Origin of the sequence: Nisaea sediminum (assembly GCF_014904705.1) — a bacterium.
Taxonomy (GTDB): domain Bacteria; phylum Pseudomonadota; class Alphaproteobacteria; order Thalassobaculales; family Thalassobaculaceae; genus Nisaea; species Nisaea sediminum.
This window is the reverse complement of the sequence record NZ_JACZCQ010000008.1, coordinates 1-14,025: the sequence shown is the minus strand read 5'-3', so window position 1 is coordinate 14,025 and position 14,025 is coordinate 1. Positions and strand designations below refer to the sequence as shown.

10 protein-coding genes are annotated in these 14,025 nt (G+C 61.9%); 7 read left to right on the top strand and 3 right to left on the bottom strand.

Going from position 1 to position 14,025, the window contains the following annotated elements; translation table 11 throughout:
- The first annotated feature begins 280 nt into the window (after positions 1-280).
- Positions 281-2,359: a tetratricopeptide repeat protein gene (locus IG122_RS17400; protein WP_193186588.1), complete on the top strand. Its 2,079-nt coding sequence runs from the start codon at positions 281-283 to the stop codon at positions 2,357-2,359.
- Between the two features lie 94 nt (positions 2,360-2,453).
- Here IG122_RS17400 and IG122_RS24495 read toward each other — a convergent pair whose 3' ends face one another.
- Complete coding sequence (locus IG122_RS24495) at positions 2,454-3,221, bottom strand: tetratricopeptide repeat protein (RefSeq protein WP_193186586.1); 768 nt, start codon at positions 3,219-3,221, stop codon at positions 2,454-2,456.
- Entirely contained in the window at positions 3,203-3,985 is a 783-nt protein-coding gene (locus tag IG122_RS17390) for an alpha/beta hydrolase (RefSeq protein ID WP_193186583.1), read from the bottom strand. The genes IG122_RS24495 and IG122_RS17390 overlap by 19 nt, the downstream gene beginning before the upstream one ends.
- A 111-nt stretch (positions 3,986-4,096) precedes the next feature.
- On the opposite strand from IG122_RS17390, the gene IG122_RS17385 reads away from it, so the two are divergent.
- Positions 4,097-5,269: a glycosyltransferase family 4 protein gene (locus IG122_RS17385; RefSeq protein ID WP_193186580.1), complete on the top strand. Its 1,173-nt coding sequence runs from the start codon at positions 4,097-4,099 to the stop codon at positions 5,267-5,269.
- Entirely contained in the window at positions 5,256-6,236 is a 981-nt protein-coding gene (locus tag IG122_RS17380; RefSeq protein ID WP_193186577.1) for a glycosyltransferase family 9 protein, read from the top strand. The genes IG122_RS17385 and IG122_RS17380 overlap by 14 nt, the downstream gene beginning before the upstream one ends.
- Positions 6,237-6,256: 20 nt before the next feature.
- Here IG122_RS17380 and IG122_RS17375 read toward each other — a convergent pair whose 3' ends face one another.
- Positions 6,257-7,132 (bottom strand): FkbM family methyltransferase, encoded by an 876-nt coding sequence (locus IG122_RS17375; RefSeq protein ID WP_193186574.1) that lies wholly within the window; start codon positions 7,130-7,132, stop codon positions 6,257-6,259.
- 321 nt (positions 7,133-7,453) lie between these two features.
- On the opposite strand from IG122_RS17375, the gene thrS reads away from it, so the two are divergent.
- From thrS to hemH, 4 genes are all read left to right on the top strand, one after another.
- Positions 7,454-9,373, top strand: a complete 1,920-nt coding sequence (gene thrS / locus IG122_RS17370; RefSeq protein WP_193186571.1) for a threonine--tRNA ligase — start codon at positions 7,454-7,456, stop codon at positions 9,371-9,373.
- Positions 9,374-9,480: 107 nt separating this feature from the next.
- Positions 9,481-9,969, top strand: coding sequence for a translation initiation factor IF-3 (gene infC / locus IG122_RS17365; RefSeq protein ID WP_319024916.1), 489 nt, complete (start codon positions 9,481-9,483; stop codon positions 9,967-9,969).
- 247 nt (positions 9,970-10,216) lie between these two features.
- The gene (locus IG122_RS17360) at positions 10,217-12,727 is read left to right on the top strand and encodes a DUF4347 domain-containing protein (RefSeq protein ID WP_193186568.1); all 2,511 of its coding nucleotides are present in this window, start codon (positions 10,217-10,219) and stop codon (positions 12,725-12,727) included.
- Positions 12,728-12,815: 88 nt separating this feature from the next.
- The gene (gene hemH, locus IG122_RS17355) at positions 12,816-13,853 is read left to right on the top strand and encodes a ferrochelatase (protein WP_193186566.1); all 1,038 of its coding nucleotides are present in this window, start codon (positions 12,816-12,818) and stop codon (positions 13,851-13,853) included.
- Positions 13,854-14,025: the final 172 nt, after the last annotated feature.

Here is a 14,025-nt window from a genome sequence, read left to right as displayed (position 1 = left end):
CTGATTGCCTTCCGTACACTGATCGTATATCGACATCCATCGTCGCTTATACGGCTATTCTTATCGACCCTATCGTCGAAATCTTTACCAAAAGTGAAGCAAAATCACTTTCTGGTTTCTCGATAGCGAAAAAATTTCGAATTTCCAATAAAATTTTATCTTTATCTGCTTCGCCATTCGCGAACCGATCTTGTTACGTTGGGTCACATCGAATGAGACTGAGCCCCGCATTGGCGGAAAACCCGGCATGGCTCAGCTTTAGGAAGGTTGGGAAGCTGGTATGAGCGAGGCCTCTTTGCGCCTCCTGGAAGACGCCCGGCGCCGTTACCAGGCAGGCTTCAGGTCGCGGGCTGCGCGCATGTGTCGCAGGATCCCCGAAGGAGACGCGTACTACCCGCACGCCTTGGAACTGCTCGGCGCTATACGTTCCGAGGACGGGGCCTACCGCGAAGCGGCGGAGCTCCTGAGCCAGGCGGCCCCCTCAATTCCAGGCAATGCGCACATCTGGAAATTACTGGGTGACGCCACCGGCCGGTTGGGACGCACCCGGACGGCGGCTCTTTGCTTGCGTCGCGCTGCGTTGCTCACTCCGGCAGCATTCGAGGCGGTCCGGGGAATGGCCGACCTGACATCAGCGAACGAGCGAAAGAGCATGTTGCGGCGCTGTTCCATTCTCTCGCCTTTGGACGGTCGTACGCATTTGCAGCTGGGCCTGGATTTGAAACAGGCCGGGAGATACGCGGCGGCAGCACGCTGTTTTCAGCGTGTGCTCGCTCTCAACCCAGCGGACGCCGACCAGACATTCCGCTTTGCCAACACCCTGATGGATCTGCAGGACGTTGACGAAGGTACGAAATTCTACCTCCGGACACTCATGATCGCGCCCGGCAGCGGAGCGGCCCGAAACAATCTGGGTTTGATAGACTTCGAGAATGAAGCGTTCGAAAGCGCCGAAGAGTGGTTCCGTTCAGCTACCGTTGCAGCGCCGGGCCTCGCGGAAGCGTGGCGGAACCGGACGCGAGCCCTGTTGAAACTGGAGCGGTACGGAGACGCGGTGGAGCCCTGCCGGCACGGTCTGGTGGTGGAACCTGAAAATCAGGCCGCCAGCGGTGACATGGCGGCACTGACGCAAACTCGGGACTGGGCCAAACGAGCCATGGTTCTCGGTCCCGATACGTCTGAATTCTGCAACACCATGGCCGTCGCAGCGGCGCGGGCTCCCGACCGGAACGGTGTTTGGTCCTGGCTCCATAGAAGTGCGATCGCCAACCCGGCGCATCCCGAGGTCTGGTTCAAACTCTCCAGCGAATCAAGTCGCACAAACGACCTCGACGCCGCTATCCGGTTCGGGCGCCGGGCAACCTTCATCTCCGACGATTACGCATCGGCTCGCAACAACACGGCGTTTGCGTTACTGAGCCAGGAGCGTTTCAGGGAAGGCTGGAAGACCATGACCCGCCGGCTCGAAACGGCCGAAGGGCGGAAAATCGAGCGACATTTCGCCATCCCGCAGTGGCAGGGAGAGGAACTCGAGGGCCGCCACCTTCTCCTCTGGGGCGAGCAGGGAATTGGCGACGAAGTACAATACCTTACGCTGCTGAAGCCCCTTCTCCGGCGAGGGCCACGTGTAACGGTCATCGCGGAACCTCGTCTCCGCCCCCTGATCCGGAGGAGTTTCCCCGGAGTCGCTGTGCCAGAGGCGGCTCCTGCCAGCGGTCAGCTGGAAGATCATTTCGGCACGGACCTGCATTTGGCGATGGGGGATTTGCCGCACAGGCTGAACCTGTTCTGCGGTGGCCAGGCGAAGCCGGAACCATGGATCGTCCCCGATCCCGAGCGTGCGGCTTCCTTGCGGTCGGATTTGCGGGCCCGTCATGCGGGAAGGAGATTGGTCGGAATTTCCTGGCGGTCCGAGGCCCCGAAGACCGGCGAACAACGGACGGTGCTGCCCGGGCATTGGAGCGGGATCGCGCGTGTCCCCGGCAATGCCCTGATTTCGCTGCAATATAGTGTGCGCGAAGACGACCTTCTGGCTTTTCGGGACGCCGGCATAGAGGTGAGCGCAGATCACGGCATCGACATACTGAGCGATCTCGACGGTCTCGCGGCGCTTATCGCTGTCATGGATCTCGTTATCTCTCCAGCCAACAACACGGTCCATTTTGCCGGCGCTGCGGGCGTACCGACCTGGGTGATGCTCACGACGCGCCCCAATTGGCCATGGGGCCTTCATCGCGATGATTCCCTCTGGTATCCCAAAACGAGATCGTTTCGTCAGGACACGGACGGCGACTGGGCTCCGGTATTGTCCAGAGTTGCTGACAGCCTGAGAGCGTACGGAGAGACAGACCTCTCGTAATCGATCCGGCGTCCGCCTGTCGGCATATCACGCGAACCTGAACGCCGAAGCCGTATCGTCTCGGGCGCTGCGGCGATCGCGGGCGGGTGCGCGCTCAGCGCACCTGCACGTCCATCTCCTCGATCCGAGCCCGCGCCGCGGCGGCGGCACGGCTGTCCGGATCGTTCTGGATCACCAGCAGCCAGTCGGCCCGTGCGCCGTCGAGATCGCCCTGATACTGGCGAAGGATACCGCGCTCGAGCAACGCATCCGGCTGGTACGCCTGAAGCGCGAGCACGGTCTCGACTTCCGTCCAGGCTTCGCCCAGCCGGTCCAACTGCCGCAGGGCGACGGCACGGTAGGTCCGGGCCTCGACGAGATGAGGATCGAGCCGGATCGCCTCGTCCAGATCGGCCAGCGCCTGTTCGTAGCGTTCGAGATCCATCAGCGAGACGGCGCGGTCGAGCCAGAGATCCGGATCGCCCGGCGCGAGTTCCAGCAGATTGTTCTGAAGTGTCAGAGCCTTTTCCGCCCGTCCGGCGAGCGACCAGGCTTGACCGGCCTGCATGAGGATCTCGGCGAGCAGCGAGGTCCGCGCCGTGCCGAGATCCGTTGCCAGCCGTTCGAGCCGGGCGGCCGCCTCGTCGTACTGGTGCAGCTCCAGCAGGGCGACGGCGACGCAGTGCCGCGCCGGAAAACCGCCGCCGAGCTTGTGCCAGGCGAGTCCCGCCTTGTAGGCCTCTTCCGGACGTTCGCGGGCAAGCTGCATGCAGGCGGCGTATTCCTGCTCGTGGTCGATCTCCGCGGCCGGCGCCGGCACGATGAGCGCCGGCAGTGCCAGCACCGCCCAGAGCGGTATCAGAATCAGGCGGCGGAGTCGCACAGCGCCGCCACGGTGTCTTTGAGGATAGCGATGTCGCGGTCGGTGGAGAGCCTGTGATCGCCGTCCTTGACGAAGCGTATCTGCACATCCTCGCTCGCGACATTGTCTGCGATCTTCAGCGAGAGCTCGTAGGGTACGGACTCGTCCCGCATCCCGTGCAGCAGCCGGACAGGCGTCGCGATCGGCATCGTCTCGCGCATCAGCAGATGGTTCCGGCCGTCCTCGATCAGCTTCATGGTGATGGTGTAGGGCTCGTCGCTGTATTCGGACGGCTCGTAGTAAACCCCGTCCCGCTCCAGGGTCTGCCTGATCTCGTCGGAGAAACCGGCCCACATCAGATCCTCGGTGAAATCCGGCGCCGGGGCTATCCCGACCAAGCCCGCGATTCGCTCCGGGCGCTGCAGCGCCGTCAGCAACATGATCCAGCCGCCCATGGAGGAGCCGACCAGCACCAGCGGGCCCTCGGTCACCGAGTCGATCAGGTAGAGCGCATCGGAAAGCCAGAGGCCGATGCTGCCGTCCTCGAACTTTCCGGAAGACCGGCCATGCCCCTGATAGTCGAGGCGCAGAAAGGCCTGGCCACGGGCCCGCGCCAGTTCCTCCAGCGCCATCGCCTTGGTTCCGGTCATGTCCGACATGAAGCCGCCGAGGAAGACGATTGTGGGTCCAAGTCCGTCCAGTTTGTGATAAGCGAGACGCGCGCCGTCCGGCTTCTCTGCATAAAGAGGAGAAGGTACCTCGGGCTGCTGGGTTTGCTCTGTCATTGTGGTAAACTTTTTGACAATGAAAACTGAAAGCTGGGAACGCCGGTGAACGACGGCCCGTCCATGAGGCCTAACATACCGAACCTCCGCCAATCGAGCGGCGATTTCGATATGTTCCGCCACCCGGCCCATGAAAAGAAGCCGGTCGTCCTGCAGGTACTTCCGGCCCTTGTGTCCGGCGGCGTGGAGCGCGGCACCATCGATGTTGCCAATGCGCTGGTGCAGGCCGGCTGGGACGCGCTGGTGGTCTCGGCCGGTGGCCCGATGGTGCATGAGCTGACCCGGGTCGGCGCGCGCCATATCGAACATCCGCTGGGGTCCAAGAACCCGATGAGCTGGCGGCAGAATTTCGACTGGCTGGTCGATGTCATCCACAACGAGAATGTCGACATCGTGCATGCCCGCTCGCGCATGCCGGCCTGGATCGCCTGGCGCGCGGCACGCAAGAACAAAGTTCCCTTCGTCACCACCTTTCACGGCCGCTTCCCGGACACCAATCCGCTGAAGAAGGTCTACAATTCCGTGATGGTCCGGGGTGACCGGGTGATCGCGATCTCGCATTTCATCGCCAGCGAGATCGAACGCCGCTTCGGCACCGGCAGCGACAAGCTGCGCATCATCCCGCGCGGGGTGAACACCGACCTGTTCGATCCCGACGGGGTGTCGGCGGAACGCATGATCAAGCTCAGCCGCGAATGGCGCCTGCCGGACGGAGTGCCGGTCGTCGTGCTGCCCGGCCGGGTGACGCGCTGGAAGGGCCATGAGGTGCTGATCGAGGCCCTCACCCGGCTCGGCGACCAGCCCGTGCATTGCATCATGGTCGGGTCCTACGAAGGCAAGGAAAGCTACAAGGCCGAGCTGGAGGAAAAGATCGCCAAGGCCGGACTGACCGCCTCGGTCATGTTCACCGGCGCGGCGAGAGACCTGCCCTGCGTCTACAAGATTGCCGATGTCGTTGTTTCAGCCTCGATCGATCCGGAGCCCTTCGGCCGGGTGATGATCGAGGCGCAGGCCATGGGCCGCCCGATCGTCGCGACCGACCATGGCGGCGCCAGGGAATCGGTGCTGCCTGGCGAAACCGGCTTCCTCGTGACGCCCAACGACCCGGACGCGCTCGCCGCCGGGATCCGCTGGGCACTCTCGCTCACCTCGAATGAGCGGGCCACACTGTCCGAGAAGGCGATCGCCCATGCCCGCGAGCACTACACGACGCGGGACATGTGCTTGCGCACCCTCTCGGTCTATGAAGAAGTCCTGCCGCTCTCGCCAAATGCCGGCAAGTAAGCGCCACGACCGTATCCTGGTCATCAAGCTTGGGGCGCTTGGCGATTTCATCTATGCCGTCGGCCCGATGCAGGCGATCCGCCGCCATCATCCGGATGCCGAGATCACCCTGCTGACCCGCCCCGCCTACGCGGAGCTCGGGGAGCGGACCGGCTTGTTCGACGCTGTCTGGACCGACAGCGAGCCGAAACTCTGGAACCTGCCCGGTCTTCTTGCCCTTCGCGCGCGGTTGGTCGGGGGCAGGTTCGGGCGCGTCTACGATCTTCAGACCTCGGATCGCACCGGCTTTTATCACCGCCTGTTCTGGCCGGGCAAGGCACCCGAATGGTCGGGCATCGTCCCCGGCGGCGGACTCTATCATCACTACCAACGCCCGACCCTGATCCACACCCAGGACCGGCAGCGCACCCAACTCCGGATCGCGGGGATCGAGGATGTCCGGCCCTCCGACCTCTCCTTCATGCAGAGCGATATTGCTCGCTTTGGCCTGCCGGAGCGCTTCGCACTACTCATTCCCGGCTCCTCTCTGAAGATGGCGGTCAAGCGCTGGCCGGCGGAGTCCTATGGCGCAATCGCGACTTGGCTCGAAAGCGAGAATATCCGGCCGGTCCTGATCGGCGGCGCGGAGGATAAGGATCCACTGGAGATCATCCGCGGTCTCTGCCCGTCGGCCCGGGACCTCTCGGGTGAAACCTCGCTCTACGACCTGCCGGAACTGGCGCGGGCAGCGTGCCTTGCTATCGGCAACGATACCGGACCGATGCATATCGCCGCGCTCGCCGGCTGCCCTACCGTAGCGATCTTCTCGACCGCGAGCTTCCCGGCCAAGGCCGCGCCGCGCGGTAAGAATGTACGGCTGCTTGTGGCGGAAAATCTTGCGGAGCTACCCGCGGAATTGGTCAGGGACGCAGCCGAGCAGATGATTGGGACGGCCCTCGATCCGGCGGGCTACGATACGCAAGCCTGACCTCGCGCCTCCAATTACCCCTAGGCCTGCAGGTTGCCTCTCCTGTAGCGGGAATTGAAAGCCTGCAGCTCCGCTTCGCCGGGAAATTCCTCTCTCGGGATACCGTCCAGGAGTTCCATGTGACTCATGCCGGGGGGAAGCGCGAAGGCATTCACGCATACCACCATCGGGAAGCCTTCAATCGCACGTCCCTTGAAGTTCGGCGCCGTGAAGATGAAGGTGCTGACACCGAAAATCCGATAACCGAGTCCCCGCAGAAAAGGCAACCACGTGCCGTCATGCTGCGGGTCGCCGATCTCCAGCGAGAGTACCGGCAGGCACCTCTCGATCGTGCGGGCCGCGCCGCGAACCACAGCGGCCTCGAAACCTTCCACATCAACTTTGATGAAGGCGCAATATTCCAGGTCCAGGGAGTCGACGGTCACGACCTCCGTTTCGACATTCCTTCCGCCCGAGCCGGAAATCCTGGAATCCAGCGACAGAACCCCGAAATTGAACCTGCTGATCTTTTCCGGGTCCGGGTCGGCGAATTCCGTCCTGCCGGAGTGTTCCGAAACAGCAGCGCGCCTCGGCAGGACATTTCTCACACCATTGGCTTCAAGATTGTGTCGCAGAAGCCCGAAGGCGAAAGGGCTGGGCTCGAACGCATGGACCGTCCCGGCCTCTCCCACGAGACGCGAGAGATGCAGGCTCATAAGACCGATATTCGCTCCGACATCCAAAACCACCGAGCCCGGGCGGACAAGCCGCTCCTGGACCATCATCTCGCCGTGGCAATAGTCGCCACATTCGGCCAGCGCCTTCAGAAGATACGGATCGACCACCGGGAACGCTACACGTCCGACTCTCGTGTCCGTACACATACAGTTGGAAAATCGGTCAAGTTGTTCGGACATCACCTGATTTGCTACCTCGGTCGCAAAGCTTCTTCGAGAGCCATCCTATAGAGAGGAACCCGCGACCAAACAACTCGCCACGCGACGATGCGCCCCGCTCCTTCCCCAGTCTCCCCTTGCAGTCGCGCCACCCAAGCGTTACATAGCCCAACCACGGATAACGGCAGAATTACGGACCCATGTGGCATCCGATCCAGACGATCGTGACTAGTTAGCCGTTTCGGCCTGGCCGGCCGAGACGGCATACGGATTCGGGAACATCCCCCGCCAAGGCCTTCCGCACCATCGTCACGTCACGTACCAGTAAAAGGGTCTTTACCCATGCCTGCCATTACGCTTCCCGACGGTTCCGTCCGTTCGTTCGACGCCGCCGTCACCGGCGCGGAAATCGCCGCCGATATCGGACCGGGCCTCGCCAAGGCCGCCATCGCGGTCCGCATCAACGGCAAACTCTCCGACCTGTCGGTTCCGATCGCCGAAGACAGCGAGGTCGCTCTCGTCACCAAGAAGAACGACGAGGCCCTCGAGCTGATCCGGCACGACTGCGCGCACATCATGGCAGAGGCCGTACTGGAGCTTTATCCGGAGACCCAGGTCACCATCGGCCCGGCGATCGAGAACGGCTTCTACTACGACTTCTATCGCGAGGAGCATTTCACGCCCGAGGATCTGGAAAAGATCGAGCAGCGGATGCACGAGATCGTCGACCGCGACGAACAGATCTCCCGCGAGGAATGGGACCGCGACGAGGCGGTGCTGCACTACAAGAAGGTGCACGAACCGTTCAAGGTGGAGCTGGTCGAGACTATTCCCTCGGGCGAAACGATCAGCTTTTACCGCCAGGGCGGCTTCCTCGATCTCTGCCGCGGCCCGCACATGCCCTCGACGAAATATACCGGCCATGCTTTCAAGCTGATGAGCGTGGCGGGCGCCTATTGGCGCGGCGACAGCAACCGGCCGCAGCTTCAGCGCATCTACGGCACGGCCTGGCCGGACCAGAAGCAGCTCGACGCCTACCTGCATATGCTGGAGGAGGCGGAGAAGCGCGACCACCGCAAGCTCGGTCGCGAACTCGACCTTTTCCACATCCAGGAAGAGGCGGTCGGCTCGGTCTTCTGGCACCCGCACGGCTGGACCCTCTACCGCACGATCGAAAACCATCTGCGCAAGAAGCTCGACCGTGCCGGCTACAACGAGGTGAAAACCCCGCAGCTGATCGACCGCTCGCTCTGGGAAGCCTCCGGCCACTGGGAGAAGTTCCGCGAGAACATGTTCACGGCCAATGCCGAGGACGACAAGGTGCTCGCGCTGAAGCCGATGAACTGCCCGGGCCACGTGCAGATCTTCAAGCAGGGCCTGAAAAGCTATCGCGACCTGCCGCTGCGTCTTTCCGAATACGGCTCCTGTCACCGCAACGAGCCTTCCGGCGCGCTGCACGGCATCATGCGCGTGCGCGCCTTCACCCAGGACGACGCGCATATCTTCTGCACGGAAGACCAGATCACCTCCGAGAGCGTGAAATTCTGCGAGCTGCTTTCCGCGGTTTACAAGGATTTCGGCTTCACCGACGTGCGGGTGAAATTCTCCGACCGCCCGGAAGTCCGCGCCGGCTCCGACGCGATCTGGGACAAGGCGGAAAGCTCGCTGCGCGATGCCTGCGACGCGGCCGGTCTCGAGACCACGCTGAACCCGGGCGAAGGCGCCTTCTACGGTCCGAAGCTCGAATTCGTGCTGACCGACGCCATCGGCCGCGACTGGCAGTGCGGCACCCTGCAGGTCGATTTCGTCCTGCCGGAGCGGCTCGACGCCTCCTATATCGCCGAGGACAGCAGCCGCAAGCGTCCGGTCATGCTGCACCGGGCGATCTTCGGCTCTATGGAGCGCTGGATCGGCATCCTGATCGAGCAGTATGCCGGCCGCTTCCCGCTCTGGCTCGCGCCGGTGCAGGGCGTGGTCGCGACCATCACCAACGATGCGGACGAGTATGCCGCGAAGGTCATGGATGCCTGCAAGGCGGCCGGGCTCCGCGTCGCCATGGACCGCCGGAACGAGAAGATCAACTACAAGATCCGCGAGCATTCCAATGCCAAGATCCCGGCGATCCTCGTCGTCGGCCGCCGCGAGGCGGAGGAAGGCATGGTGGCGCTGCGGCGGCTCGGCGGTCAGGCTCAAGAAGTCCTTGCGCTTGACGAAGCCATTACTAGACTTAAGGATGAAGCGTCGGCCCCGGATCACCTTTGATCCGGGCCGTGTTTTCATGCTCTAACCGTAACTGAAACAGTGAATGAAGGAGGCGTTAGATCGCCAGACCACCATTTAATCAGCCGCCGGCCAAGGACGGCCCGCGGGTGAACCACGATATTTCCGTCGACAAAGTCCGCTGCATCGACCCCGAAGGGGAAATGCTTGGCGTGATGACCGTTCAGGAAGGTATCCGGCGCGCAGAGGAATTCGGTCTCGATCTGGTCGAGGTTTCTCCGAACGCGGACCCGCCCGTCTGCAAGATCCTCGACTACGGCAAGTACAAGTACGAGGCGCAGAAAAAGAAGAACGAAGCCAAGAAGAAGCAGAAGGTCATCGAGATCAAGGAGATCAAGCTCCGTCCGAATATCGACGAGCACGATTTCCAGGTGAAGATGAAGAACGTCCGCAAGTTCATCGGCGAGGGCGACAAGGTGAAGGTTACGATGCGGTTCCGCGGGCGCGAGATGGCGCACCAGGAACTCGGCATGGACGTGCTGAACCGGGTCCGGGATGAAATGGAAGAAGCCGCCAAGGTAGAATCCCATCCGAAAATGGAAGGCCGGCAGATGATCATGGTCATCGCCCCGCGCTGACTGGCGGGTCAGCACTGACAATCTCGCGAACGTGACGAGGCCCCGCTCCGGCGGGGCCGCACTGTTTCCAGGCTATGATTTCAGATTGTTTGTGTACGCACCGGGCCACTGAAGCCGGGGAGTTCGCTCCAGTGTTTCTTGCAGCATCGCAAAATGGCTGAGAACTCCGCTCTGGCGCATTGACATATGCACAACAAAGCGAGGAACAATTAACCAAAATACGAGTTATCGCGTGCTGGGGAGCGCAATGCGGGACCGATCGCCTACCGATATCGTCTTCGTCGACACCGGCGTCCAGGAAGCGCATATCCTGGCCACAGGACGAGCTTCGGGTGTGCGGGTTGTCCGGCTCGCGGCAGACCGGGATCCCTTCGAGCAGATCGCTCGTTATGCAGAGAAAAATTCGCCGGCCCGGAGAATTTCTATCCTCTGTCACGGTCGGCCGGGCGCGATCCAACTCGCCAATAACGAGATCACCGAGACGTCCTTGGAGAGCCGCGGGCATCTTCTCACGCGAATTGGCAATACCTTAAGCGAAGACGGCGAATTGCTGCTGGTGTCCTGTGCAACTGGTGCAGGTGCGGCGGGAACGCGGTTTGTAAACGCGCTTCGACGCATGCTTGGCGCACCTGTGAGAGCCGCCAACGGCGATCTCGGCGGCGCAGCTGGCTGGCTGGGCCTCCTGGCCGCCGCAAAGATCTTTTCCGAAACCTCGCTTGAAGCCTACCCGTACCGCCTTGGGATCATCGGTGGCTCCATTACTACCGGCGGCGACAACATCACCGCGGATGCAGCGGCCGATACGATCGACGCCTTAGACGGCAACGATACGATTACAGGCGGCGACGGCGCGGATGAGCTATCCGGAAATACTGGCGCAGACCTTATTTTCGGCGGCGACTCCGGTGGGGCCGACAATGCGGGCAACCTGATCGACGGCGGCGCCGGCGCAGACACGCTAAGTGGCGGCAGCCTGGACGATACGATCTCCGGCGGCGCCGACGGGGACAGCATTCAGGCGCAAGCAGGCGACGACATCATTTACGGCGGTGACGGCGACGATACCGCGAACGGCAGCACCGGCAATGACCTGATCTATGGCGGCACCGGCAACGACAGTCTCGCTGGCAGCGGCGACAACGATTCATTATACGGCGATTCCGGCGACGACAGTTTGACCGGCGATGCCGGCAATGACGTACTTGTCGGCGGCACCGGGAACGATTTGCTGATCGCGACCTCCGGGAACAACAAACTTGACGGTGGCGATGGCAACGACGTGCTTTCCGCCGGCAGCGGCGCCGACACCCTGAGCGGCGGCGCCGGAAATGACACCTTCGAAGGATCCACCGCCAACTTCAACACGGATACGGTCTCCGGCCTCGCCGTCGGCGACGCCATTCTCGTGAAGAGCTATGACGGCTCTGGGCTCGACGGTAACTCCCTAGGCACCACCATCAGTCTCGGCGGCAGCACGCTGAATGTCGCGGGTGCCGCCGCAAATCTCACCATCAATGCCTCCTATGACGGAACGAACACCACACTTACCTTCTCCGCTCCAGCTTCCTCTTCCGGATCTGAGGGCACAGGCGGGGTAACGACGACCTCCGGGAGCGGTACAGCCAGCTACACCATCAGCAATACAAGCGGGGTTAGTGCGACCGGCACACTGATCGCCAACACGGGAAGCGGAAGCGCGGTCTTCGTGACGCTCCCGGACCGCGCATCGATTTTCAATTCGGGAACCAGCACCGCCGAAACGGACAACGCAGCCAAGCAGTCACTCTATGCCCACATTCAGGCAAGCGATACGGATGCCAGAGAGCAGCAGGCCTTCACCCGTCATGCGGACGCCTTCTTTGACTGGAAAGGTAATGTCCCGATGGATGTCCGCTCGCTTTCCCTGACTACCTCGGGGAACGGTGAGACCGTCGAGATTTTCGATACCGCGTCGAGCGCGATCGGCACGCACGCCCTGATGATCGATACCTCGAGCCTCGCTACCAATAACATTCTCGACCTCAATAACATAGATTTTGCCGCCATCGTCGGAGCCGCTTCGATCACCGGCGGCGAGGGTCAAAACTATGTGGTCGCGGACGATGCCATCCAGTTCATCTCCCTCGGTGACGAAGACGACACGCTGGCCGGTGGCGGCGGAAACGACACGGTCGGCTCGAGCTGGGGAGAGGACCTGGTCTACGGCAACCAGGGAACGGATTTCCTCTTCGGTGGCGGCGGAAATGACACTCTGTTCGGTGGACAGGACGCAGACACGCTCGAAGGCGGAAATGACAGCGATATCGTCTATGGCAACAAGGGCAGCGACATCCTGATCGGTGGCAATGGCGATGACCGGCTCTATGGCGGCCAGAATTCGGACATCGTCTACGGCAATTCGGGCAATGACCGGCTCTTCGGCAATCTCGGCAAGGACACGCTTTATGGCGGCCAGGGGAACGACAGTGTGAACGGCGGAGACGGCGACGACCGGCTGGAGGGCAATACCGGCAACGACATGCTGTCCGGCGGCGCGGGGGCGGATACCTTCGTCTTTTCGTTCGGTACAGGTCACGACAGGGTCGAAGACTATGTCTCCGGGACCGACAGCTTGGCCTTCGAGAGCGGCCTCACCTATTCGGCTTCGGAGAGCAACGGAGACACGATCCTCAGCCTCTCCGACGGGAGCAGCGTAACCCTGGTCGGCGTCCCTGCCTCCGGGTTCGCCGCCCTGCAGGGTTGGATTATCGCAAACTGATCCGCCTGCGGCATTTTTCGGACTGGTCCCAGCGCTTCCGGACCCTATGTTGACCTCGTTGTGAAATGAAGCGTTCCGGAAAGTTCAGATGGCCTTCGCCAAGAGACACCTGCCCACCGACCATCCCGCCCTCGCGGACGAGAAGATCGGCGTCCTGCTGCTCAATCTGGGCACCCCCGATGCGACCGACTACTGGTCGATCCGGCGCTATCTGAAGGAGTTTCTCTCGGACGGCCGGGTGATCGAGCTGAACCCGCTGAAATGGCAGATCATCCTCAACCTCTTCATCCTGCCGACCCGGCCGTTCAAGACCGGGCACGCCTACGAGCAGATCTGGCTGAAGGAAACCGACGAGTCGCCGCTGCGGTTTTATACCCGCAGTCAGGCGGAAAAGCTCGGCGCCTTACTGTCCGCAAAGCATCCGAACATCGTCGTCGACTGGGGCATGCGCTACGGCAATCCGAGCACCGAAAGCCGGATCCGCGCGCTGCAGGAACAGGGCTGCGAGCGCGTCCTGCTGGTCGCGCTCTACCCGCAATACAGCGCCAGCACCACCGCGACGGCCTATGACAAGGCTTTCGAGGCGCTGATGAAGATCCGCTGGCAACCGGCGATCCGGACCGCGCCTGCCTATCACGACCATCCGGCCTATATCGAGGCGCTGGCCTCTTGCATCAAGGGTCACCTGAAAGGCCTCGACTGGACGCCGGATCTGGTGATCACTTCCTATCACGGCCTGCCGGAACGCTATTTCCGAAACGGCGATCCGTACCATTGCCACTGCTTCAAGACGACCCGCCTCGTGCGGGAGAGGCTCGGCTGGACGGAGAAGAGGATGATGGTCGCCTTCCAGTCCCGCTTCGGCCGGGAGGAATGGCTGAAGCCCTACCTTCAGGACACGGTGGAGGCGCTTCCGTCAAGAGGCGTGAAGAATCTCGCCATCATCTGCCCCGGCTTCTCCGCCGATTGCGTCGAGACGCTGGAGGAAATCAACATCGGCATCCGCGAGACCTTCGAGGAGGCCGGCGGGGAGAACTTCACCTACATCCCGTGCCTGAACGACACGGAGGACGGGATGAAGGCGATCGAGGCGCTGGTGGAGCGGGAGCTCGCGGGGTGGGTTTGAGGAGCAACGAATCAGCCAAAACTACAACCTATTGCTTATAAATTTTTAAATGATATCGTATCAGGAATTATATTTTTCAATGATAACTAGGAATTATCGTGAATTTTCCCCGATTAATGCCAGACGAAAAACTTTCCATCCAAATGATTATTCTGTCTTCTGGTGTCGTTTT

Bases quoted from the DNA above. Each gene is read 5' to 3' on its own strand.
- IG122_RS17390 (WP_193186583.1), bottom strand. From the start codon at position 3,985: ATGACAGAGCAAACCCAGCAGCCCGAGGTACCTTCTCCTCTTTATGCA.
- IG122_RS17385 (WP_193186580.1), top strand. From the start codon at position 4,097: ATGTTCCGCCACCCGGCCCATGAAAAGAAGCCGGTCGTCCTGCAGGTA.
- IG122_RS17380 (WP_193186577.1), top strand. From the start codon at position 5,256: ATGCCGGCAAGTAAGCGCCACGACCGTATCCTGGTCATCAAGCTTGGG.
- IG122_RS17360 (WP_193186568.1), top strand. From the start codon at position 10,217: ATGCGGGACCGATCGCCTACCGATATCGTCTTCGTCGACACCGGCGTC.
- IG122_RS17375 (WP_193186574.1), bottom strand. From the start codon at position 7,132: ATGTCCGAACAACTTGACCGATTTTCCAACTGTATGTGTACGGACACG.
- hemH (WP_193186566.1), top strand. From the start codon at position 12,816: ATGGCCTTCGCCAAGAGACACCTGCCCACCGACCATCCCGCCCTCGCG.
- IG122_RS17400 (WP_193186588.1), top strand. From the start codon at position 281: ATGAGCGAGGCCTCTTTGCGCCTCCTGGAAGACGCCCGGCGCCGTTAC.
- thrS (WP_193186571.1), top strand. From the start codon at position 7,454: ATGCCTGCCATTACGCTTCCCGACGGTTCCGTCCGTTCGTTCGACGCC.